Below are 23884 nucleotides of genomic sequence, written 5' to 3'. Positions count from 1 at the left end.
GCGGAATGCATCTTGAACCGCCCTGATCCATGGGCGACGAGGCTGCGCATCCTGGTGACGCAGCGGGGGCCGCGGCGCTCCCGCTGAGCGAGGCGACGAGCGAAGCTGGCGCGCGCGGGCGCCTGGTCGACGCATGGCTCGAGGAGCTCTTGTCCCGCGCGGTGCGCCGCTACAACCGGCGGCCTCGACCCGAGATCATCGCGGAGGCGACCGGCGTGACGGAGGCGACCGACGCGCGCGCGGTCATCCGGCGCGCCTGCATCCGCTCGGCGCTCGCGGGCGGCGCGACCGGGGCGCTCTCGACCGGCGCGGCCGTGGCCACGGCCGAGACGAACGGGCTCGGCGGGCTCGTTGCGATCCCTTCGGCCATGCTCGCGATCGGTGCAGAGACGGTGCTCCGGCTGCTCCTCCACGTGCAGATGCTCTGCGAGCTCGCGGATCTCTTCGGGCTCCGGTTCAATCCGGACGAGCCGGCCGACGTGTGGGCGCTGCTCGCCCTCGCGTTCGGCGCCGTGGAGCACCCCCAGGACACCGACGATCCAGCGGGCGTGCTCGTGCGCTCGGCGCGCGGGCGCGGCTCGGATGTGGCGAAGCAGCTCGCGGCGCGGCTCGCCGGCGAGAGCGTGGCGCGCAACCTGGTGCCCGTGCTCTCGGTCGCCTCGTCGTCGATCACGAGCTGGGTAGTCACCCGGCGCCTCGGGGATACCGCGCGTCGATACCTCCGTTACCGGCGCGCGCTCGACGAGGCGCTCTGCGACGAGACGCTGCGCCCGCACCTCGATCGGCTGTTCGACGGGCTCTGGTTCATCTTCACCGCCGACGGCCGCCTCACCCCGGAGGAGTCCGCGCTGCTCGCGGCCGTGCTGCGGCGGCTGCCGGCCCCGGCGCGCGTTGGCCTGAACGAGCGCCTCGCCGACGACATCACCTGGATCGAGCGCCTCCGCGACGTGCCGGAGGGCGCGCGCGCCCCGCTGCTGCGCGCGCTCGAGATCGCGGCGGCCGTGGACAAGGTCGCGTCGCTGCGCGAGCGGAAGCTCCTCGTCCACGCCGCGGCGGCGCTCGGCCTCCGCGTCGACGAGGGCGGGCTCGCTCGGATGATCCGCGAGTTCGAGGAGATCGGCACCCTCGGCGTGGCCGCGTAGCGCGGGCCGTAGCGCGCCGGCCTGGGAATCACGACAGGGCGGGTCGGCCCTTCAGAAAGACGCCGACGAGACGGGTGGGCCAGGCCGCACGACGCTCACGATACGACAAGCGGAGGCGATCGCGGCAAGCTCGCCGGGCGATTGATCTCGGCCGACAGAGCGCTTCCCGCCCGGAAGCGCACGGTGGGCAGGCAACAAACGAGCAGAGATATTCCAATGCATTGGCGTGAGATCCGACATGCGGGAGGCTCCGTTGCACGCTGCTCCTCGGGCGCGGCCCGCCGGCGAGGCGAGGGCGGTGCGCCATGGAAGGTGAACGCGATGAAAGGGAGCGGCAGATGATCCTGGTGACCGGAGCGACAGGGAATGTCGGTGGTGCGGTGCTCGAGCAGCTCGTCGACGCGGGCGAGCCGGTCCGCGCGCTCGTGCGCGATCCGGCGAGGCTGGGGGCGCTCGGCGGCGACATCGCCGTCGTGAAGGGCGATCTCTCGAAGCCCGAGACGCTCGACGCCGCGTTCGCGGGCGCGGACAGGGCGTTCCTGGTCTGCGCGGGCGGCGACCTGCCGAACCTCGCCGGCAACGCGGCCGACGCGGCGAAGAGGGCGGGCGTGAAGCACATCGTGCTGCTCTCGTCGTCGAGCGTCGCCCGCGCGCCCGACGTCCAGATCGCCCGCTGGCACCGCGAGGCCGAGGCGAGGGTCAAGGCGTCGGGCGTCGCCTGGACGATGCTCCGGCCGGGAGGGTTCGCCTCGAACACGCTCCGGTGGGCCGCGTCCATCAAGGCGCAGGGCGCGGTGTTCCAGCCCCTGGGCGACGCCAGGACGAGGCCCATCGACGAGCGCGACATCGCGGCGGTCGCGGTGAAGGCGCTGACCTCGCCGGGGCACGAAGGCAAGGAGTACGAGCTCACCGGGCCGGAGGCGCTGAGCGCAGCGGAGCAGGTGGCGAAGATCGGCGCCGCGATTGGCAGGCCGCTCAGGTACGTCGACGTGAGCGAGGACGCCGCCCGCGAGGCGATGGTGAAGGCGAAGCTCCCCGAGGGCTTCATCCGCGCCTTGCTCGAGGCGTTCGCGTTGATCAGGTCCGGGAAGGGAGAGGAGCCGTCGTCCACCGTCGAGCAGCTCCTCGGGCGCAGGGCGCGGACGTTCGACGAATGGCTGGAACGCCACGTGAAAGCGTTCCAGTAGGGCGCGGCGGTAGATCGCCAAGGAGGAGAGAGCATGGCAACGAGAGCGACCAGGATCCTCGTCATCGGCAAGAGGGCCGATATCCTCGAGCGGAGTGTGGCAGCGCTGGACGCGCAGGGGCACTCGGCTGTCGGCACGTTGAGCGCGTCGCCGGACACGGAGTTCCACGCCGGCGACTTCGACCTCATCACGATCGGCGGCGGCGTGGACGCCGCCACCCGGGCGCGCCTCCACGCGCGCTTCAAGGAGCAGAACAAGGACGTGATGGTGCTGGACGTGTACGCCCCGATCGCCAGCCAGCAGATCGCCCGGGCACTCAGGAGATCTTCCGTCGAGGGCGAGCTCGGGAGCGCCTTCTCGGTGACGGAGGCCAATGACACCTTCGTCGCCCGCGCGACGATCGAGCGCGCCTGCGCGCTGCGCCTCGACATCTACAGCTACCCCGGCGGCGCCCTGGAGCCGGAGGTCGCGCGCATCGTCGACACCTCCGTCGCGCAGGGAACGCACGAGTTCAGGATCGAGAAGCAGCTCGCGCGTGACGGGTTCATGGCGGTGCTGACCTTGAACGGCGAGGAGCACCACCTACACCGCCTGCAGTAGCACCCGCCGCGGCGCTCGACATCGATCCTCGGCATCGAGAGGAACATCCGGGAGATCGTCTGGATGGGCGGCGCGCTCAGTCACCGCGGGCCCCTCGCAAGGGCGCACGAGGGTCGTGCCCGGCGGCCGCCCGGTGCAGGCGCTCGACCATGTGGATCTCGAGCAATTCTACAGATATCTCTTCTCCCAATGGTCGAGGTGACACAGGGCGGCCGGCACAGGTTGACACCACGGTCATGCGCGACACGCGCGGGGACCCACAAGGACCTCGCGGTGCTCGGGCGAGTCGCGGGCGGCACGGCGTCTGCATACCGGCGCGGTCCCTGCAAATGCCCGCGCGGAGCTGACCCTTGTCGGGTCGCTCGAGGAGGAACTTCGATGCCTTATTCTCGTTTCACCGCGATGGCGCTCGCCGTCATGGGAGGCCTGGCCGCTCTCGGTATCTCCCGTCCGAGCGCTGCCTGCTCGCCTCCGCTGGACGGGCCCTATGCGTCGTTGGTCCCGCGCGCCGTGCCGATCGATGGGGTCATCGTGGCCCGGACCGTCTGCTACTCCAGCTGTCCGGAGAGCGCGCCCGTGCTCGTGGTGAAGGACAAGGACACGGGTGAGGTCCTCACCGGAACCCAGGAGGAGGTCGCCGACGTGCCTGTCCGCGAGGGCGAGAGCGTGCTCGCCTTTCGCCCCGCGGCCCCGCTCGTCGACGGCCACACCTACCAGGTCACCGTCGAGGGACCGAACCTCAGCGCCGCGTTCCAGGAGACCCAGGCCAGCGCGGCTGTCGACATGGACGTCGGCGCCGTCCCCGTCCAGGCCAGCGTCCTCCTGGGGGAGCGCTGGCACGGCGAGGCGAGTTGCTGCACCCCCGATTGGGGCCCGGGGAGCTGCGGTGGGGAAAGAAGCTGCGTGGCGGAGGAAGTGGAGCGTTACGTCACCGTCTTCCTCGATGCGAGCGGGGGGGTGGACCACGGCGTGGGCCAGTACGTGCAAATCGTCACCTTCTCGAGTCCAGACGGGGAGGAGCTCGGCAAGCAGACGGCCTGGGGAGGGGCCCTGACCGCGACGTACGACGTCGCGGCCACGGAGTACTGCTACCAGCTCACGTACAAGAGCCTCGTCGACGGCGCGACGGTCGAGAAGGAGCGCACCTGTGTTGCGCACGGCGACGCGGGCGCGACGGGCGTCTTCCCGGCCGACGCGGCGGGCATCGGCGAGACCATCGAGGCGTGCGCTTCTCCGCCCGAGGGCTTCGAGGAGGCCTGGTGCAGCGCGAGGGAGGCATTCTGCGCGGAGGATATCAGCCTCTGCGCCAACGATGACGTGAGCTCCTGCGAGGACACCGGTGCGGGTGGTGGCGGTACCTCTCCGGAGGACCCGAATGCCGAGCACGACAGCGGCGGCTGCTCGGTCAGCGCGGTCAGCGCGGGACGCCGCGCCTCGTCGGGCTGGACGCTGCCCGCGATCGGGCTCGCGCTATCCCTCGCGAGCCGCGCGGGGCGGCGTCGCGATCGCCGCTGACCGGTCCAGGCGTACCGTCGCAGTCGACCCGGCGCGGCCCGGCCCAGGGGTTCCGGGCTATGGTGCGCGGCGCCCGCGCGAGAGCTCATGACCACACCCACGACCGCCTCAGCACCGATGGGCCCCGGCGCCCCCGCCCTGCGCCCTTACCAGCGCGCCGCCGTCGACGCCGTCCTCGCGGCCCGCAGGCGCGGCGTCCGGCGCATGGTCGTGTGCCTCCCCACCGGCGCTGGCAAGACGGTCATCTTCTCCCATCTCGCCCGACTCGCCAGGCGGCAGGTCCTCGTCCTCGCCCACCGCGAAGAGCTCCTCTTCCAGGCCAAGGACAAGATCGAGCGCGCCCTCGCCGGACAGGCCACGGTCGCCGTCGAGCAGGGCGAGCTCCGCGCCCCGGCGGACGCGCGCGTCATCGTCTGTTCCATACGCTCCCTCCACGAGAAGCGGCTCGAACAGGTCACCGGCGGCCGCGATATCGGCCTCGTGATCTACGACGAATGCCACCACGCCCCCGCCGACGACAACCGCCGCGTCCTCCGCCAGCTCGGCGCCTTCGACCCCGCGTGGACAGGCACCCTCCTCGGGTTCACCGCCACGACGGCCCGCGGCGACGGCAAAGGCCTCGACGATGTCTTCGAGGCGATCGTCTACAGCCGCTCCCTCACCGAGATGATCGCGGACGGCTACCTCGCCCCCCTCACCGGCTACCGCGTCGCCACCGCCACCGACCTCTCCCGCCTCGACGTTGGCGGCCTCGACTTCGCCACGGACGAGCTCGAGGAGGCCGTGGACATGGAGGAGCGCAACGCGCTCGTCGCCCGCTCCATTCAAGAGCTCGCCCGCGACCGGCGCACCATCGCCTTTTGCGTCACGGTCGCGCACGCCAGGAACCTCTCGAAGGCGCTCAACCACCTCGGCGTCCGATCCGCCTATGTCCACGGCGACATGCCCTCCGACCTCCGCGGCCGGATCCTCGCCGATTTCCGGGAAGAGCGCGTCCAGGTCCTCACCAACGTCGCTGTCCTCACCGAGGGCTTCGACGACCCTGGCGTCTCCTGCATCGCCATGGCCCGCCCCACCCGCTCGGACGGGCTCTATGCCCAGTGCGTCGGGCGCGGCACGCGCCTGCATCCAGGCAAGAAGGATTGCCTCATCCTCGATTTCGTCGACCTCTCCTCGCTCCAGCTGTGCACGCTGCCCTCGCTCTTCGGCATGCCCCGAGACCTCGATCTCGAGGGCCGGGACGCTTCGGAGGCGAGCCGCTTCTTTCGGCAAGTGACCTTCGACTACCCCGGGTTCGAGGTCGAGGCGGGCCGCATCACGCTGCGCGAGATCCAGGAGCGCGCCGCGCACTTCGATCCGCTGAGCCTCCGCGTCGACCCCGAGGTGATGGCCATCTCGCGCAATGCGTGGGCCTCTCTCGGCCGCTTCGGGCTCGCGCTCCATTACGAGAGGAAGCCCGGCGCGATCAGCGAGGTCGTCGTCCTCGCCCGCGGAGCTCGCGGGAAGCGATGGCACGTCCTGCTGGACGGCAAGCAGGTCGAGCGCTTCTCCACCCTCGAAGAGGCGGTGGCCGCTGTCGATTACGAGGTCGCGCGCCGCGGCCCCGCGGCCGGGGCCTCGGCGCGCCACGACGCGCCATGGCGCAAGGCAAAGGCCCCCGTGCCCCTGCCGGCCGAGCCCCCGAGAGGTCATCCCCCGCCGAGCACCATGGAACAGGCGATGATCCTCGCGGTGTGGGCGAGGGTCGCCGCGCCAAGGTGACGGATCGCCTCACGGTGTGCTTTCCCATGGTCGGGCCGCTCGGCTGGCCCAAGGTCAGCCGCGGCTCCGGCGCCGTCGCATCGCCAGGGCGGAGAGCCCCACGGCGAGCGCCGCGGCCCACGAGCTTGTCGTGGTGCTGGCTCCAGCGACGACGCACCCACAACCCTCGTCGGAGGACCCCGTGTCCGGCGTTGTTCCGCCGAGCCCACCTCCCTCGCCCGGTGCGTCGCCGCCCCCGGAGGAGGTGGCCGTCGTCGCCGCCCCGCCCACGCTGCCGCGGGCGTTCTTCACGAGCTCATCGGGACCGCCGAGATCGCCCCGATCGCCACGGGACGATTCGAGATCGTATCGATGCCGGTATCGCAATCTCTGCGCGATCGCCTCGCGGAGGGCTGTCGGGATCTTGTGGTTCGCTTCGAGCTGAGCACATCGAGCAGCGCCGGGGCCGTCTCGTTCGACCGCCTGGCGCTCGGATACCATGTGCCGGTCGTGGCTTCACCGTTTTGCGGTGCGCCGCCTCTCTCGCCAGATGCTGAAGACGAGCTGCCCAACGGATACCTTCGCCGTCATACCTGGCGAAGCGGCGCCTACGTTCAGATCGAGCTCGCTCGCCTTCAGGAGGCGCTCGAAGGCGACCCGCAGATCCTCGGGATCACGGCGGACGATGCCGCGCAGCACTTCATCGCGCTGGTCGACCGTGGCGCGACCCAGGATCTCTCGACGGTGGCGGAGAGATTGGAGCTGCTCCAGCCCACGATCCCCCTCGTGGTGCGACCGAGCTGCAGGAGCGGTGGTGAGCTCAGGCGAGCCCTCGAGGTCATCCAGCGCGGAGAGTTCCACCCGCGCGCCGCGGAGGTGGAGCTCCTCTATTCCTTGGACGTCGCGAAAGGACGTTATGACGTGCTCGCGGATCGCGCCGGGGCGGACGTGGCGCGAACCCTGCAGACGGAGCTGGGTCCCCTCGTAAGAATCGAATACCGTCAGGTGCCGGTCGAGCCGGCGCGCCGGACCTCCGATCCGGTCCGCTCGCCCGAGCTCGACGCGGCCTGGGCTCGACCAAGCGGGATCTGATGATCGAATGAGGGTGATCGCCCAGCCATCGCCATGGGCACGGCCGCTCGCGGCTCGCGATGATGACCGACAGCTACCTGGCGAAGGAACTCGGGCCGTGGGCGCTCAAGCTCCCCTCTTTGCGGTCGCCTTCCCGCCCCTCTTCGCAGCCGCCTTCTTCGCCGGCGCCTTCTTCGCCGGCGCCTTCTTCACCGTCTTCTTCGCCGGCGCCTTCTTCACCGCCTTCTTCACCGGCGCCTTCTTCACCGCCCTCTTCGCCGGCGCCTCGCCCCGCTTCCGCCGCTCGCCCGGCACCTTCCCGATGCGCGGATCGCCCGCCTCGATGAGCGCGCAGGCCCGCAACGCGGCTTCCTCGAAATCGGGCGCCTCCGCCGGGAGCACCTGCCAGCCCGTCACCCCGCTCCCGAGCACCTCGATGCTTCGCATGCTCGGAAACTCAGGGCGCAGGGCCGCGTGGTGCTCCGCCGTCGTGGCGAGCCAGACGCCGTTGTCCTGCGCGGGCGCGGGCTTGTCGCGCAGGATGAGGACGATCTTGTCCTCCACATAGACCGCCAGGCAGCCGAACATCGGCCGCGTCTCGGGCCCGAGCGGGGCGAGCGCGTCGAGCACGAACTCGTGCGGTACCGGCTTGCGCTTCCTCGCGGCGAACACGTCGTCCGCCGGCGCGACTCGGCTGCTCCCGCTGCGCTTGATCATGGCGACCAGGATAGACGAAGCGGCGGCCGAACGCACCGCCAGGCCGGCGCCAGCACGACGCCCCGAGGGTACCCGAGGGCTTGAGCCCCGCCGAGCGGACCGCGACGCGACAGCCCAGCGATGATCCTGCCGCGGTGAGGATCCGGTCGAACCGGACCGGGTTGACACCTGCCCCCGCCCGGTGACACTCCACCGGTGGAACATCGGGCGGTCTTGATCTCGGGGGCGAGCATCGCCGGCCCCGCGCTCGCCTTCTGGCTTGCGCGCCACGGATTCCGACCCGTCGTCGTGGAACGCGCCGACGCGCTCCGGCTCGGCGGGCAGAACATCGACGTCCAGGGCGCGGCGCGGAAGGTCGTGCGCCGCATGGGGATCGAGGGCGACATCCGAGCCGCCACGACGGGGGAGCTGGGACTCCGCTTCGTCGACGAGCACGACGTGACAAGGGCCGAGTTCCCCGCGGAGACCTCGGACACCGGTGGGTTTACCAAGGAGCTCGAGATCCTCCGCGGTGACCTCGCCAGGATCCTCTACGACCGCACCCGAGACGCGACGGAGTATGTTTTTGGTGACCAGATCACGGGCCTCCGGGACCACGGCGACCGGGTGACTGTCTCCTTCGAGCATGGCGCGGCGCGCGACTTCGACCTCGTGGTCGCTGCCGACGGCATCCGCTCGCGAACCCGTACGTTCATCGTCGGGGATGAGCCCAGGATTCGCCCGCTCGACCTGTATGCCAGCTACTTCACGATTCCCCGCGGAGCATCCGACAGCGCCTGGGCTCGCTGGTACCACGCCCCCGGCGGGCGATCGATCCTCCTGCGCCCAGACAATACGGGGACCACCCGGGCGTCGCTCTGGTTCCTGTCGCCCCCGCGTGGGTATGAAAGGCTGAGCGTCACCGAGCAGAAGGCGGTCATCACGCGCGTCTATGCCGGCGCCGGCTGGGAATCGCCGCGGGTGCTCGCGGCGCTGGCGGGCTCCGAGGACGTCTATCTCGACGCGGTCAGCCAGGTCATGGCGCCACGCTGGTCAAACGGTCGCGCCGCGCTCGTGGGTGACGCTGCGTACTGCCCGTCGCCGGTCAGCGGGATGGGCGCGAGCCTCTCACTCGTCGGCGCTTACGTGCTCGCGGGAGAGCTGTCGCGGCACGCCGACCATCGAGACGCCTTCGCGGCGTATGAAAAGCTCATGCGCCCCTATGTCGACCTGGCCCAGAAGCTCCCGCCAGGCGTCCCCTGGATCGCGCACCCGAGGTCGAGGCTCGGGGTTTCGCTCCTTCACCGGGTCCTCTGGCTCGCTTCCACTCCCCTGTTGCAGCGCCGCGAGGGGTGGTTCGGCTCCTCCGCGGCCGACAAGATCGAGCTCCCCGATTACTCGAATGGAGGCTGACAGCCGCATGACCCTGGCAGCAGATCTCGCCGCGGCGCTTGACGAGCGAGGCCGCGCAAGCAAGCCGTGCTGCCGGCCGCGCTTCGAGCCGCGGCGGCACCGCAGAGCGTCAGCTGGAGCGAGCACGCTGTATTGCCGAGCAATGGAGTCACAACATGGGCATAGACTTCACCGCCATCGTCGACCATGGCCTATCCTGGGATGAACTTTATGAACTGCCACGCGCGCTCAACGCTGCTTGGGCACTGCCGCCCGCGCTCCGTCCGTGGGTGCAGGAGTGGGCCCGGGCTGGACGAGCGTCCTGGGGATGGAAGCTGAGCGGGCTCAGCTCGAACGCCGCCGAGGAGCTATTCAACGAGGGCTACGTGTGTATGGATGGCCCAGACGGGTTCCGCGCCGCTGTCCACAAGAGGTTGATCGAATTCACGCATCTGGCGCGATGGTGGTCATTTCTTCACGAGCGTGACGTGCGGCAGGGTCTGCGAGAGTCCCTCCGGCTATTGTCAACGGTGGTTCGAGCGAGCATGGTCATCTACCTACCGGACAGCGGCTTCAGGCCGTCAGAAGCGTCCGATCTGCTGTTCGAAGACGCCGGCGCTGGCGACGTGAAGAAGTGGCTGGAGACGAACGTCGGACCATCGATGGCCGACGCGGCGAGCTTCCTCGATGTAGACGACGATTCCGTAGAGACCGCCTACTTCATCGAGGAGGTCAATCCAGGTCGTTGATGTCAATGCACCAGGGAGCGCCTCCGGCATGATGTTCCCCGCTTGGTCCCAGACGCCGCCCGACGCGGCGCCTGGCCGTTCGTTCAAGCCGACCAGGCACCCAGGCTCCGAGGTCCGGTCAGGCCGCGCCGGCTGCGCGCCGGGTGAATCGGCTCTCGGGGCGCGGCAGCCCCAGGTTCTCGCGCAGCGTGCGGCCCTCGTACTCGGTGCGGAAGAGGCCGCGGCGGCGCAGCTCGGGGACCACCAGGGAGATGAAATCGGTGAGCCCGCCGGGCAGGTGGGGCGGCATCACGTTGAAGCCGTCGGCGGCGTCGTTCAACAGCCACTCTTCCATCAGGTCGGCGATCGTCTCCGGCGTGCCCACGAGCTGCTTGTGGCCGCGTGCCCCGGCGATCCGGAGGTAGAGCTGGCGGATGGTGAGGTTTTCCCGCCGCGCGATATCGAGGAGCAGGGCCTGACGGCTCTTGCCGCCGTTGCTGGCGGGGAGCTCCGGGATCGGCCCGTCGACAGGGTACTTCGAGAGGTCGAATCCCCCGATCATCCCCGACAGCAGCGCGAGCCCCACGGTCGGATGGACCAGGTCCTGGAGGGCGTCGAACTTCGCCTGCGCCTCGGCCTGGGTGCGCCCGACGACCGGGAAGAGGCCGGGCATGATCTTCAGGTGCTCGGGGCTGCGCCCGTACTTGGCCAGGCGTCCCTTCACATCCGCGTAGAAGGCCCGGGCGTCCGCGAGGGTCTGCTGGGCGGTGAAGATCACCTCCGCGGTGCGCGCCGCCAGCTCCTTGCCCGGCTCCGACGAGCCCGCCTGCACGCGGACCGGGTAGCCCTGCGGCGAGCGCGCCACGTTGAGCGGCCCGCGCACGGAGAAGTGCTTTCCCTTGTGGTTCAGCGGGTGCAGCTTGTCCGGATCGACGAAGACGCCGGACTCCTTGTCGCGCAGGAAGGCATCATCTTCCCAGCTGTCCCAGAGCCCCATCACGACATCGATGAACTCCTCGGCGCGCTCGTACCTGCGGGCGTGCTCCACGTGGGCGTCCAGCCCGAAGTTCTGCGCCTCGGCCTGGTTGGCCGACGTGACAAGGTTCCAGCCGGCGCGGCCGCCGCTCAGGTGATCCAGCGACGCGAACTTGCGCGCCAGGTGATAGGGCTCGTTGTATGTGGTCGTGACGGTGGCGATGAGTCCGATATGCTCCGTGACCGACGAGAGGGCGGACAGGAGGGTGATGGGCTCGAACGCCGCGGCGTGGGCGCTCCGGGACAGGGAAGCGAGATCGGAGGCCCCTCCCCAGACGGCGGCGCTGTCGGCGAGGAAGACGGCATCGAACTTGGCTTCCTCGGCGGCCTGGGCGACCCGTTTGTAGTGCTTGAAGCTGTGACCTCCATCGGCGTGCGCGTCGGGGTGCCGCCAGGCCGCGACGTGGTGACCGGTGGCGGGGATGAACGCGCCGAGTCGAAGCTGCTTGCGGGGTGAGCTCATGAGAAGGGTCCTGGGGCTGGGTCGTGAAGAGGTCAGCCGCCGCGGGCCCATGGCGGGACGGCGGGCTCGGTCGGCCCTGGTGGAACCACCTTCCGAGCGCCGAGGACCTGGGCAAGCGTCGTGCCGGTGCAGGTGCGCGGAAGGGGCCGCCGAGCGGCGCGACGAGAGCCCGTGGGGAAGCACGGGTGCTGCGGAGGTGCTTCCGGGGCAACACCTGACAATCCCCTCCTCTTGTTGGCCGTTTTGGCCAAAAAATTGAACGGGGAGGCGGGAAGACAGGGAGAGTGATGGGATTTCACTCCCCGTCTCGCTGCCTCCCTGTGCAGTTTTCCTCTGACGATGCGATGGGACGCATCAGGGACAACACCCCGTGGCCATCACGAGCGGCGCCCAGATCTGGAAAGAGAACCGCTCCGAAGGGAGAGGGAGGAGACCATGAGATAACGCCGGGCACCGACAACGGCAACCAAAGACACGTGGGCGTGCCCCGCGCTCGTATCAGGAAGCCTCCGCTCGAGGTAAACCTGGTGCGGCGCGCGCAGCGATTGTGTAGATTCGGAGTCTCTGCGACGGCTCCGGCTCCTCCACCTGATGCCGTGTCGCTTCTGGGGCGGTCCGGAGCGGCAGACCGTCCAAGCGGCAAGGGTTCTGCGCAATCGCGGGGCGTGCGACGTCTCGTTCGCCGTGATCCCGCACCGGCAGGCGAAGGTCGCGGACAACCCGCTCGTCGTGGGCGCGCGCGCGGAGGGGTTCGAGGCCACCGCCGCGGTGACCGGCTCCGCAATGGCCTGAGGGGGCGGCGGACGGCGCCCGGCTAGGCGTGGAGCGCGGCAACTCTCGGGGGGATCGGGTCAGCAAGGACGCGCGGAGAGGCTCTCGGCCGCGGGCGATGCCAGGACGCCGAAGCGCTGCTGATGCAGCTGCCGGTAGATGCGGGCGAGCGTGTCGCCCACGATGCTCCAGTCGTACCTGTTCTGGACGAGCGCCCGGCCGGACGCGACCAGGCGCGCCCGCAGCGCCGGATCCGCGTCGAGCTCGAGGAGCGCGCCGCGGAGCTCCTCGACGGTCCGGGTGACGAGCGCATGCTCGCGATCGCGCAGCGTGAGCCCCTCTGCGCCGAGCTGCGTGGAGACGACGGGCACGCCGGCCGCGAGCGCCTCCAGGATCTTCAGCCGCGACCCGCCCGCGATGCGCAGTGGTACCACCGACGCGATCGCGTCGGCATAGTAGGGACGCACATCGGGCACCGTCCCGGTCACCTCCACGGCGGGCAATGCGCCGAGCGCGCGCACCTCCGGCCCGGGGCTCCTGCCGACCACGGTGAGGCGCCACTCCGGCCGCGCGGCGTGGATGGCGAGCCAGTGGTCGCGCGCGAAGGCGACGATGGCCTGCGCGTTCGGGAGGCAATCCATCGAACCGACGAAGACGACGCGGCGGCGCTGGGCGGGCTCGGAGGCATGCCCGCTTCCGGCGAAGGCGTCCACGTCGACGCCGTTGTCGACGGCGAAGGCGCGCAGGTCGGGGCGGAGCGCGAGGAGCTGCGCGCGATCCCGCTCGCTGACCGTGAGGTGCGCGTCGAACTGCTCGAGCACCTTGCGCTCGAAGGCGGCGAGCTGCGATGCCAGCGCGGACGCCGCGAGCCCGCGGAGGGGGTCGGGCGCGTGCTTGCTGTAGCGAACGAGCACCTCCGACTCGATGTTGTGCCAGTCGCAGAGGAGCAGCGGTCGATTGCGCGCCGCGCGCAGTAAGGGCAGATAGCCGGCGAGGTGCACGCTTTCGACCTGCACGGCGTCGAACTGGCCTTGCTCGAGGACGCGCGCGAGCTCCTGACGCATGGCGTTCGTCGTGTAGTTGAGGACGACGAGCGGCAGCTGCCCCACGGCCCCGAGCAGGATCTTGCCCAGGGAGTTTGGCCGCTCCCGGGCGAGCGTCACCACGTGATCGGAGATCTGCGCGATCTCCCTCATCGCCGGAGGAACGGGGCCGAACCCGCCCATGCGCAGCCGCCCCTCCCCGAGGGCGCCGTCCTCGAAGCTCAGGTAAGTGACCCGCGCGAAGCGCGAGAGCTGCCGGACAAAGTGCCAGTTGCGTAGCTTGGCCCCGGCGTCCAGCGGCCAGCAGGCACGGGGTGCAAAATAGAGAATACGCATCTGTCCCATTGCGGACATAGGCGCCTCCGGCTGGTGCGGGTCGCGCAGGCCGGTTGGAACGATGTCCCGCCGCGCGGCACGTTCCGGGCGACGCGCGGCCCGAGCCCCCTGCGCCGGCTCGGTGATGGACTGGGCGGCCGGCGCTCAAGGAGTGGCGACCATAGTCTGGAAAGACTAATATGCCTTTCCGGTGCGCTGCATGAAAATCGGCACAAGCCTGGTTGGCGAGCGTGCGTGGAGGCGGGAGGAGGACCTCGCATCGGGCGAAGCGCACGGAATGACGTGCACGCGGGCCGAGCGTTCCGGCCGGACACGCCCGAAGCGCGGGCGCGCGCCCTCGCGGGCCGATTCAATTTCCGTACGTCAATAATCGCTCGATTGATCGCTGACATGCGGAAGAGTAGCTCGTCGTTCAAGTTCTTCCCCGATTGCATGTAAGGTGGAATCGAGCCGCCCGGCCCCCGGGGAGGGAGCTAGTCGTGCAGGGCGGCGACGGGCAGAGCTCGCCTGGGACGTCCTGTACCCGTCGTGCTGCGCACGTGTCCAAAACGGCCCGGCTTCGCCCCAGGCAGGGCGATGCATAGCCCTCAGCCGCGGCGATAGCCTAGTTGATCGCGAGCAGGGCCGTCGCCGCCCCGCACGTTGAGCGCAAGAAATCTCCGCGGGACATACCGGCGTGACGAGCGTTCTGTTCAATGCGTTCGAGCGCTGTTCGCCAGGACCAGCGGAGCCGATCATCGAGCGGCCTCGGAACGTACTCGCCATTCGAGGTCGAGTCGTTCTCGATCGGCAGGGCCCCCGGCGCGGGAGATGTGCTGAGCCGCGCTTGCGAGCGGTATGCTGGGCGTGCCGGCCATCCAAGGCTGGTGTGCGAGCCGTTGGACCGTGCATCTTGGGATGGCTTCTCTCCCAACGAGCGCTGTGGCCTTCTGCCGCAGAGCGGCCATCCGTCACGCTTGCCGAGCCGTTCCGAGCACCGTTTGAGGCGCATTCGCGGAGGGAAACGCTGCCGGTCCTCGCCCAGCTGCCATCCCGGACGGGCCTCTCTTGGTACATTTGCCGCTCTCGATCTCGCTGGAGCGATCACCGATTGCAAAAGTCCATTTTTCGAATTAATGATAGCGGGCTTCATCTCTCTCCTCGAAGGGAAGAACGTGGAGTTGCTCAGCCAGGACGGCCGTGCGGGGGCCGAGAAGGTCCTTGTGCAAGCGGCGTGCTAGCCGAGCGCGCATGGGCATGGAGGACGTTCGCTCTTCAAGACAACACGAGGGAGCATGAGGCATGCCTTTCGCACGCACTTCCAAGGTTGGGTGGCCGCAATGACCGCCGCCTGCACCGAGAGCCATCCGAAACGGGTTGCCGGCGTCCTCCGCGCCGGGCTCGACGCCATCACCGGACGTCCCGATGACGGGCGCGTCCCTTCGCTCGATTTCTTGCGCACGATGGCAGTGCTGAGTGTGGTGTGCGGACACTGGGCCAGCGGGTTCCGCCGGGCCGACGGCGTCGAGGTGGGCATGGAACGCCTGCCGTTCTTCCATTTCGGCTGGGTCGGCGTCGACATCTTCTTCGTGCTCTCCGGCTACCTCATCGGCCGGCAGCTATGGAAGGAGGCAGCTGTTAGCAAAACGGTTGTCTTTCCGCGCTTCTTCGCCCGCCGCGCCCTGCGCATCTGGCCGCTCTACTTCTTCATCTGCTTCGTGGTCACGATCTTTCCCCTACCTGGTGAGGGTCCGGTGGGGATCGCGGACATCTTGTTCTTCTCCAACTACGCCCAGAGCGGCCTCGGCGGCGCGTGGTCGCTGTCGACCGAGGAGCAGTTCTACATCCTCGCGCCGCTGCTCGTCATCGCGCTCGGTCGGCGCATCCCGCTTCGCGGCTTCTTCGTGATCCTCGCAGTGTTGGCTGCGATCACCTCGCTCAACCGCTACTTCACGTACACCACCTCGGTGGTCGAGACGGGCGACCTCAGCACGCTCTACTTCGCCATTCACCTGCACAACGACGGCCTGCCGGTGGGCCTCGCGCCATCGCGTGTTCCACGCGCTCAGCGTGCTTTCGTACGGCATGTACCTCAACCACTTCGTGCTGACCGAGGTGCTCCCCGGGCCGTGGGTGAGAGCGACGGCCGGCTGGCCACCAGCGCTGTCGTATCTCTGCGGCGCGATGTCGCTCTTCGGCCTCTCGGCGCTGCTCTCGTCGGTCACGTACGTGCTGGTCGAGCACCCCTTCCTCATCCTGCGCGACCAATGGATGGGCCACAAGCCGCGCGAGGCGCGGCAGCCGACCGCCATCGCGGCCTAGTCTACTGCGTCAGGCGGCGCGGCGGGCGCTCCTCGGCGTGCAGGCTGTCCATCGAGACGCGTGCCGTGCGCCAGGTAGGGCACCGCGGGATCTAGCGCATCGCCACAAGGGCGGAGCGCAGGCGCAAGGTCGTCATCGAGTCAGCTACGTGACGTGAGGGGCGATGTGAAGAGCGAATGAGGTCCGCGATGATGGTCACGATATCCTCGAGCGGCCGCCAGGTACACGCCGTTCGGCCGCACAGCGCAGGTGTCCACAACGGGCCGCGCCTGGCGAACGGCGAGCATGAGCACGAGCCGTATGTCATCAACGACAATATCCGATCAGGACGGCACTCTACCTGTCGCCGCCTGAGCTGCGGTTTTCAGGACAACTGAGTGAAACATATCAAAAAAAATGGAGTCGGAAGAATAAGTTGGCAGCTGGATCGCCCCGTTGTAGAATTCCGTACTGGTGTCGCGACTGGTTCTGCAGGAAGCGAAACGCAACCTAGCACGGATCGAATGACGGCGCACTGACGCGTTCGACGGGGACGCACTTTATGATTCGTTAAATGCCACGCCGCCGGGTATGCGGCGGACGTCTTCCGGCGAGAGGCGATGCCGCATTTCGACCTCTTACTTCATCTGGCCGAATGTCCGTTCACTCCGCACATGGCAGAGAGCCCGCCCGAGCGCAGGCACGATCCTCTCGGGCAGGCTTTGACAACAAATCATTGGCAAAGTCTAAGAGGCCCCATGATCGACACTGAAAAGGCGCGGCAGGACCTGCTGGATCCATCCCTGGGTTTCTTCGTGATTCGCGGCCTGTTCTCGACGAAAGAGACGGACAAGTACCGGGAAAGCTGCGAGCGATTCATGACGGACGCTCGTCGCATTCGCGCGCGGATCATCACCAATTCCATGTGCGACTATGTCCATCCCAGATCACACGACCACGTGGAGCGAACCGCCAGGATCTACCAGTACCTCCACAATCACCAGGACGACTTTATTGGCGGCCTCCTTGGTCGGGCCATCGCGATTCGCGATACAATCGAAAGCGCGTGGCTCAGCAACCCAATCTATCGTAACGAGAAGGCCACTCTACATGACTACGTAATCGTCACCCACTATTACGGGAATCGTGGAATGCTCTCGCGACATAGGGATTACAATGGCCCGGCACCGCTGCCGCTGATTCAGTTCTGGGTCGCCCTGTCGGAGCCGGGGAAGGACTACGAAGGTGGCAACCTAGTCATCTATTCGAAGGACGGGACGCGGCGAAGGGTCGAAGCAGATCTCGGCTTGCGCAGGGGAGATGCGCTGATCTTCGACAAGACGCTGCTCCACGAAGTGGAGCTGACGCAAATTCCGGCCGATGGTGCCGCGCGTGGCAGGTGGACGGTGCTCATCGGCGCGAGGGCGCCGCGCGACACCATCTTCAGCGCGTCAAAGAAGAAAATTCTATATGGTCCGCCTCTTTATCCGCTGGTTGCGTTCGGGACCACGATGCTCAAGCGCATGCGCTCCAACGCTGCGCCGAGTTGACGATTTTCATGCGATTGAATGTGCTCGCCCTCAGTCATCCATCTCCGAATCGCTCACAGTCGGTCTACGGCATTTTTATCCTCAACCACCCTCGTACGATTTCACGATTGTGAAATATCAATGTTATTGCGATGGCCCAGCGCCCGCATGGGCGACGAGAGCGACGACGTGGGAATGAGCCTCGGCGCGTGTGAAGTGGCGGCGACGCGCCCCGGTCCGGCCTCGATGCAGGCCAGGGCGCGCCGTCGGCGGCTCAGGGAGCAAGCGCCGTCTTGTCGAGGTGCCCGAAGTCCCAGGCCACGGAGGAGCCTTGACCGTAGTCGACCGTCACCGGCTCCTGCGCGGCGAGGCGGTCGAAGGCGGCGCGCGGGAGCAGGAATTGAACGGTGTGGAGATCGCCGTTCGGATGGCGAGCCGCGGTGCTTCGCTCGGCGCCGACGGTGAGCACCAGGTTGGTCGCGCGGAGGTCGAAGAACTCGGCGCTCGTGAGCGTGAGCTCGACAGCGTCGGCCCCGCTGCGCCTCACGCTCTGGATGGCATTGCCCGCCGTGATCCGCCGCGCCTCGGGCCTGCTCGTGCCTGCGGCGCGCGCGAGGGAGATCGGCGGCGCTGCGCTCGACGCAACGGAGGCGAGCTGCCCCGAAGCCGCCAGGGCCTCGGTGGTGGCGCGGGTCGCGCGGATGTTCGCCAGGTACAGGCTGCTTCCGTCGAGCGGGGTGGTGAAGGTCAGACGAACCCCGCGCACCGACGCGAGCGTGGCGCCGCTGAACGAGGACAGCGGAATGCGCGCGGTCGGCAGCGTGGTCCCGCCGCGCGGCGGAGGACCGAGCTCCAGGAACTCATCGATGGCGACGGCGCTCGACCGGGTATCGTCGGCGTTCACGAGCTCCACGAGGAACGACGCCTCGGCCGGGTCGGAGCCCCAGCTGCGGTCGGCGCGAAGATCGAGGGTGTCATAGCTCGTGAGATCGAAGCCCGTGCCAGCCACAGACCAGTTCGACTGGAAGAACGTCGCGCTGCCCGCGGCCACGTCGTGGATCCAGGCGCCCGAGAGCGAAGGGTCGTGCCCGCTCAGGGGCGTGTGGTCCACCGCGATGGTGCCGCCGGTGGTGTTCGGCAGGCCGTAGGAGCTCGTGCCTGTCGGATTGATGAAATCCTCGAGCATCAGGCTGTCGGCGGAGCCGCCGCCCGGGTGATAGCCGCGGCGGACGCGGTACGGGACGTCCGGAAAGGGGAAGGCGGGGTCGAACAGGGCGTTCGCGGCCTCGTCGCGCTCCGCGCCCACGTTGGCGGTGAAGAACTGAACGGCCGCGAGGCGACCCGTCTCGCGCTGCGCCGGCGAGCCATACTCCAGCGGATCGAAGAGCTCCTCATGGTCGATGCAACCCGTGATCCCGCCGCTGTTCCCGTCCGCGAGCTGCCACTCGCTGTTGTAGTAATTGTGATTGGCGCCCCACACATGATAGAAGGACTTGGAAAGGGGCTCCGGCTCGGCGATGCTCATCATGCGATCGAACGGGCGCATCCCGGGCAGATCGCTCAGGTCCCAGTCGCATGCCGGAAGGATCACGTTCCAGGCCGTCTGGTCAGCGTTCAGGCGCTGGCCGTTCTGGCCCTGATCGGTCGGGCCGATCTCGAAGATCCCGCGGATGCTCACCGGGCTGTCGATCAGCGCAGGCCAGGGGCTGCCGCTCCGGCGGTACTCGTTGTAGGCGAACCGCACGGCCTCGCCGCCGCGCGAGTGCCCCAGCAAGCCCACCTGGTCGAAATCGATGCGATCGAGCAGATCCACGCCGAGCTCCGGGGGCGTCGGCTCGGCGCCGCTGTCCCAGCGGCTCAGCCGCTCCAGGTGGCGGAGCAGCAGGCGTCCGCGCGGCCCGATGACGAACTCGTCGCCGGGCGAGCCCGACGCGGCATGGATACCCCGGTTCGTGTTGATGGACACCACGAAATAGCCGCGCGCGGCGAGGTCCTCGGCCATGTAGTCGTAGCCGCGATGGTTGGGGACGACGACGTAGTTCGCCGGGCACGTCCCCGTCGTGGCATACTGGTTGTTGTTGTCCGTACGAGGATTCACGCCCGTGCCGCACGTCGGGTGGTTCCCGTGCATGAACACGAGCAGCGGATACTGCCGGCCGGCCTCCAGGTTCGCCGGGCGGTAGAAGGACGCCCAGAGCTCGGTCGCGTAGTCAGGGCTGACCATCGCGTCGATCGCGGCCGGGAACTTGTACTCCGCGATCGCGACGCCGCCGCCCATCGGCGGCAGGTCGCTGCTGACCGACAGCACGACCGGCTCGATCCCCTGGCTCGGGATGCTGGCGCAGAACCCGAACTGGCGGCTCTCCGACGGGGGGATCGCCGCATTGCTGCCTTGGGGCGTGACCGTGATCTGACCCGTGCTCCCGCTGAACGTGCCATCCCAGGACGAGAAGACGGCGCCCGGGCCGACGTCGAGCGCGACGCTCCACGTCCCCGTCGTGGCGCTCGGGTGCTGGTTGCTCACCACGATGCGCGCGCAGTACCCCTGACCCCACTGCGAATCGATCACGCGATCCGCGCTGATCCCGTTCGCGCCCTGCAGCGCGGCCTGCGATGTGCCGATCGGCTCCGTCGAGCCGTCGCTGCATGCCGGCAGCAGCGCCAGCGCTGCAGCGGCCATCCACGTGTCCCATCTGCTCTGGAAGCTGAAGTTGTGCATGGTTCTTACCCAAGTTGGTGATGAAGCGTCCGACCGTCGCGCCTCGTTCGGCAGGGCGACGAACCACCCCGTGCGTCACGGCGCGCTGCTGACACTCGAACCGATCTAGCGTCCGGATTCATGGCCTGGCAAGCGCCGGGGATGGCCCGATGCGCATGCGTGATGCCGTCATTCAGCCGTGATGCCGGGGCTCACACCTGGCGACGCCCGCCGCGCTCGTGCCGGCGCGGCGGGCGGTCGCTCTCGGTGTGACGAACGCTATTGGCAAACAAAGGAGCCCTGTCAAGCTCAGCAGTGCAAAATCATCTCTCCCATCGCCGAACGGCCGATGACGGGGCATTGCATAGTCGCTCTTCGACGCCTGCGCCAGTAGGGTTCTTCCGGACTTCAGCACGGCTCCTCATGCGCTTGGCGCCCCTCGGCGACTCGTGGTTTAATTTCGAAAACTATCGCGTGAAATAATGTAAAAAAGCATGAAGTTCATTGCGTTCGGGCGTCTGCTGGCGCGACACTCTGTGAAGGGGCGAGACCGCGCCGGGCCGTCAACCGGGAGCTTCGAGAGCTCGAACACTCCCGCACGGGCCCGCTGTCGCCTATGCTGCCGGAACCATGGCGATCGGCGGCATCAACCACGTGACCCTCGCGGTTCGAGATCTCGACCGCGCCGTGCAGTTCTACGTCCAGGTGCTCGGCGGAACGCGGCGAGCGCAATGGTCCAGGGGCGCATACCTCGAGCTGGGAGCGCTCTGGCTCTGTCTGGAGCTCAACGCGCGCGCCGCGCGGCAGGCCGACGACTCGCACCTCGCGTTCTCGGTCGATGCAGAGGGCTTCGCCTCCCTGGGCGAGGCCATTCGCCTGAGCGGGGCCCGGATCTGGAAAGAGAACCGCTCCGAAGGGGCATCGCTCTACTTCGAAGACCCGGACGGCCACAAGCTCGAGATCCACGTCGGCGACCTCCGGACGCGCCTTACGTCCTGCCGCGAAAAACCCTATGAAGGGATGGAGTTCTTCGACGACGGAGAGAGCGAGACGCCGGCGCGCTGAGCGATCACCACGTGACGCGCGACATCGTCGAGGTACAGAAGGGGACGTCGCGCGGATCACGCTGGCAAAAGCAGGGCTGAAGGACAGGAGCTCGTCTGCTGTCGTGAGCCGTCACGCGCTCGGAGACGGGCGCGTCGCCGGCCAGAGCCGGACGAGGAGCGCGCTGGCCGCCGCCGACGAGGCGAGGGCCGTCACCGCCAGCCAGCCCCACCGGGCGAAGAGCACGCTGCCCAGCGCGGCGCCGGAGGCCATCCCGACGAACATGCCGACGACGAGCACGGCGTTGACACGGCTGCGCGCGCCGGGCTCGATGCCATAAACGATGGTCTGATGCGCCACCAGCGCGGCCTGGATACCGAGGTCGAAGGCGACGGCGCTCGCGCCGAGCAGCCACAGCCGTCCATGCGCCGACAGCATGGGCGACAGCGCCATGGCGGCGAAGGCCACGAACGAAAGGGCGGCGCCCATGCGCGTCACCCGTTCGGGCCCGCTGCGATCGGCGATGCGCCCGGCCAGGGGCGCCGCCACCGCGCCGGCCGCCCCGGCCAGGCCGAAGGCGCCCGCCACCGCGCTGCCGAGGTGGAACGGCGCGCCGTGCAACATCACGGCGAGCGTGGACCAGAACGCGCTGAACCCCACCGACAGCAGCCCCTGGGCCAGCGTCGCGCGGCGCAGGGCGCCGTGTCGCTTCCACAGGTCGGCCAGGGAGCCGAGCAGCGCGGCGTAGCTCAACCGCGTGGTCGGCTCGAAGCGCGGCAGGCTGCGCCACATCGCCGCGCCGAGCAGGGCGATGCTGGCCGCGGCGGCGACGAACACCGCGCGCCAGCCGAAATTCTCCGCCACGAAGCCGCTGATCACGCGGGACAGCAGGATGCCCAGCAAGAGGCCGGTCATCACGGTGCCGACCACCTTGCCCCGATGCGCCTCCGGGGCCAGCGTCGCGGCGGCGGGCACGATGTCCTGCGCCAACGTCGCGGCCAGGCCGGTGACCAGGCTGGCGACCAGCAGCGTGCCGATCGCATGCGCGGCGCCGCCGAGCAGCAGCGCGCCCGCCAGCAGGGCAGCCTTGGCCAGGATGATGCGCCGCCGGTCGTAGCGATCGCCGAGCGGCGCAAGCAGCAGGATGCCGAGCGCATAGCCCAGCTGGGTGAGCGTGGGCACGAGGCCGAGCGCGCGATCCGAGGCGCCGATCTCGGCCCCCAGCACGCCAAGCATGGGCTGGCTGTAGTAGATCGAGGCCACTGCCAGGCCCGCGCCGGTGGCCAGCAGCAGCACCAGGGCGGCGGGCAGGGGCGGCGCGGACGCGGCGGGCAGCGGCTGGGTGGCGGGGGGTGTATGCGTCAACGGAATGGCGTGCATGGTACACGGAGTATGGGAACCATCGCTCCAGCGCTGTAGTGGCATGGAGCGCACGATGGTTATACCGTCGGCGTATGACCAGGCCGGTACCTCCCTCGCCCTCGTCGCTGGACGACATCGGCTTGCTGCAGACCTTCGTGAGGATCGTCGAGGCCGGCAGCCTGTCGGCCGCGGCCACCCTGCTGGGGACGACGCAGCCCACCGTGAGCCGGCGCTTGCAGGCGCTGGAGCGCTCGCTGGGCCTGCCGTTGCTGCAGCGCTCCACGCACACGATGAAGCTGACCGAGGACGGCGAACGGTGCTTCGAGCGCGCCAAGGCGCTGCTGGCCAGCCTGGAGGCGTTCGCGTCGGACATGCGAGGCGACCGCGACCAGCCCGACGGGACGCTTCGCGTTGTCGTGCCGCACGCGTTCGGCCAGCACCAGCTGGTCAAACCGCTGGCCGACTACCTGCGCCGGTACCCGCGCGTCTCGGTCGAGTGGCTGCTGCACGACGGGCAGCCGAACTTCATCGCCGACGGCATCGACTGCGCGATCCTGGTCGGCGCGGTGGCCGATCCGGCCGTGGTGGCGATCCGCCTGACCGAGGTGCCGCGCATCGTGGCCGCCGCGCCCTCGGTGCTGGGCCGGGCCGCGCGGCCGGCTCATCCATCGGACCTGGCCGACATGCCCTGGCTGGCGTTGCGCACCTACTACCGCGACACGATCACGCTGACCCACGCGTCGGGTGGCGAGCGGGTCGAGCTCGCGATCCGGCCGCGCATGAGCACTGACAGCCTGTATGCCCTGCGCAGCGCCGCGCTGATGGGGCTGGGCGTCTGCGTGGCCTCGTCCTGGCTGTTGACCGACGACCTGGCGCAGCGGCGGCTGCTGCACCTCGCGCCGTCGTGGCAGGCGGATCCGCTGCCGGTCCACCTGGTCTATCCTCATGCCCGCTTCTATCCGGCCCGGCTGCGTCGCTTCATCGAGGTGATGCGGGAGTCCGTGCCGGCGGTGGTCGACGGCGCGGCGGCGCGGCGCGGCTGAACGCCGGGTGCGTGGACCAGGCCCGAGCGTCGAGCCGGCTGCCCGCGCGCATCGAGCCATACAGGCCTGTGGGGGATCCCGAGCGATGTCCGCTTTGCGGCGCTCTATTCGACCCCCAACGCAGCAACTCACGCGGTTCGTTGGACCACGAAGGATGCATCGGACGATGGTGCTGATCGGCGACAAGCAGCGATTCGCCGCGGAGGTGG

General features: G+C 68.9%; 18 protein-coding genes. 12 read left to right on the top strand and 6 right to left on the bottom strand.

Annotated features, from left to right (window positions below):
- The first annotated feature begins 29 nt into the window (after positions 1-29).
- From WMF34_RS45785 to WMF34_RS45765, 5 genes are all read left to right on the top strand, one after another.
- Positions 30-1142, top strand: a complete 1113-nt coding sequence (locus WMF34_RS45785) for a hypothetical protein (protein ID WP_437991772.1) — start codon at positions 30-32, stop codon at positions 1140-1142.
- Positions 1143-1480: 338 nt separating this feature from the next.
- Entirely contained in the window at positions 1481-2329 is an 849-nt protein-coding gene (locus WMF34_RS45780; RefSeq protein ID WP_437991771.1) for an SDR family oxidoreductase, read from the top strand.
- A 33-nt stretch (positions 2330-2362) separates the two neighbouring features.
- Positions 2363-2929 (top strand): hypothetical protein, encoded by a 567-nt coding sequence (locus WMF34_RS45775; protein ID WP_437991770.1) that lies wholly within the window; start codon positions 2363-2365, stop codon positions 2927-2929.
- Between the two features lie 378 nt (positions 2930-3307).
- A complete protein-coding gene (locus WMF34_RS45770; protein ID WP_437991769.1) occupies positions 3308-4444 on the top strand; it encodes a hypothetical protein in 1137 nt (378 codons plus the stop codon).
- An 87-nt stretch (positions 4445-4531) separates the two neighbouring features.
- Entirely contained in the window at positions 4532-6205 is a 1674-nt protein-coding gene (locus tag WMF34_RS45765) for a DEAD/DEAH box helicase (RefSeq protein WP_437991768.1), read from the top strand.
- A 54-nt stretch (positions 6206-6259) separates the two neighbouring features.
- Here WMF34_RS45765 and WMF34_RS45760 read toward each other — a convergent pair whose 3' ends face one another.
- The gene (locus WMF34_RS45760) at positions 6260-6496 is read right to left on the bottom strand and encodes an MYXO-CTERM sorting domain-containing protein (protein WP_231864602.1); all 237 of its coding nucleotides are present in this window, start codon (positions 6494-6496) and stop codon (positions 6260-6262) included.
- 60 nt (positions 6497-6556) lie between these two features.
- Here WMF34_RS45760 and WMF34_RS45755 point away from each other — a divergent pair, with 60 nt between their 5' ends.
- Complete coding sequence (locus tag WMF34_RS45755; protein ID WP_437991767.1) at positions 6557-7276, top strand: hypothetical protein; 720 nt, start codon at positions 6557-6559, stop codon at positions 7274-7276.
- A gap of 105 nt (positions 7277-7381) precedes the next feature.
- Here the strand turns inward: WMF34_RS45755 and WMF34_RS45750 are convergent, their stop codons facing one another.
- On the bottom strand, positions 7382-7972 hold the full coding sequence (locus WMF34_RS45750; protein ID WP_086018286.1) for a hypothetical protein: 591 nt from the start codon (positions 7970-7972) through the stop codon (positions 7382-7384).
- Between the two features lie 195 nt (positions 7973-8167).
- Here WMF34_RS45750 and WMF34_RS45745 point away from each other — a divergent pair, with 195 nt between their 5' ends.
- Positions 8168-9364, top strand: coding sequence for an FAD-dependent monooxygenase (locus tag WMF34_RS45745; RefSeq protein ID WP_012241572.1), 1197 nt, complete (start codon positions 8168-8170; stop codon positions 9362-9364).
- A gap of 155 nt (positions 9365-9519) precedes the next feature.
- Complete coding sequence (locus tag WMF34_RS45740; RefSeq protein WP_437991766.1) at positions 9520-10092, top strand: hypothetical protein; 573 nt, start codon at positions 9520-9522, stop codon at positions 10090-10092.
- Between the two features lie 118 nt (positions 10093-10210).
- Here WMF34_RS45740 and WMF34_RS45735 read toward each other — a convergent pair whose 3' ends face one another.
- The gene (locus tag WMF34_RS45735; RefSeq protein WP_437991765.1) at positions 10211-11569 is read right to left on the bottom strand and encodes an LLM class flavin-dependent oxidoreductase; all 1359 of its coding nucleotides are present in this window, start codon (positions 11567-11569) and stop codon (positions 10211-10213) included.
- Positions 11570-12420: 851 nt separating this feature from the next.
- Positions 12421-13719, bottom strand: a complete 1299-nt coding sequence (locus tag WMF34_RS45730) for a glycosyltransferase family 4 protein (protein WP_437991764.1) — start codon at positions 13717-13719, stop codon at positions 12421-12423.
- A 1274-nt stretch (positions 13720-14993) separates the two neighbouring features.
- On the opposite strand from WMF34_RS45730, the gene WMF34_RS45725 reads away from it, so the two are divergent.
- The gene (locus WMF34_RS45725; RefSeq protein WP_437991763.1) at positions 14994-16115 is read left to right on the top strand and encodes an acyltransferase family protein; all 1122 of its coding nucleotides are present in this window, start codon (positions 14994-14996) and stop codon (positions 16113-16115) included.
- Positions 16116-16757: 642 nt separating this feature from the next.
- Positions 16758-17549 (top strand): 2OG-Fe(II) oxygenase, encoded by a 792-nt coding sequence (locus tag WMF34_RS45720; RefSeq protein ID WP_437991762.1) that lies wholly within the window; start codon positions 16758-16760, stop codon positions 17547-17549.
- 253 nt (positions 17550-17802) lie between these two features.
- On the opposite strand, the gene WMF34_RS45715 is transcribed toward WMF34_RS45720, so the two are convergent.
- Complete coding sequence (locus tag WMF34_RS45715) at positions 17803-20247, bottom strand: cellulose binding domain-containing protein (RefSeq protein WP_437991761.1); 2445 nt, start codon at positions 20245-20247, stop codon at positions 17803-17805.
- Positions 20248-20856: 609 nt separating this feature from the next.
- Between WMF34_RS45715 and WMF34_RS45710 the strand changes: the two genes are divergently transcribed.
- A complete protein-coding gene (locus tag WMF34_RS45710; RefSeq protein WP_437991760.1) occupies positions 20857-21291 on the top strand; it encodes a fosfomycin resistance glutathione transferase in 435 nt (144 codons plus the stop codon).
- A 111-nt stretch (positions 21292-21402) separates the two neighbouring features.
- Here the strand turns inward: WMF34_RS45710 and WMF34_RS45705 are convergent, their stop codons facing one another.
- Positions 21403-22650, bottom strand: a complete 1248-nt coding sequence (locus tag WMF34_RS45705) for an MFS transporter (RefSeq protein ID WP_012241561.1) — start codon at positions 22648-22650, stop codon at positions 21403-21405.
- Between WMF34_RS45705 and WMF34_RS45700 the strand changes: the two genes are divergently transcribed.
- Positions 22623-23675 carry a LysR family transcriptional regulator gene (locus tag WMF34_RS45700; RefSeq protein ID WP_437991759.1) on the top strand — a complete coding sequence of 351 codons (1053 nt, stop codon included), beginning with the start codon at positions 22623-22625 and terminating at the stop codon, positions 23673-23675. The two genes, WMF34_RS45705 and WMF34_RS45700, sit on opposite strands and share 28 nt — an antisense overlap.
- The last annotated feature ends 209 nt before the right edge of the window (positions 23676-23884 follow it).

The sequence above is a fragment of the Sorangium sp. So ce145 genome (genome assembly GCF_051525985.1).
In the GTDB taxonomy this organism is placed as follows: Bacteria; Myxococcota_A; Polyangia; order Polyangiales; family Polyangiaceae; genus Sorangium; species Sorangium cellulosum_B.
The sequence above is the reverse complement of the archived record's forward strand: the minus strand, read 5'-3'. Positions and strand labels throughout refer to the sequence as shown.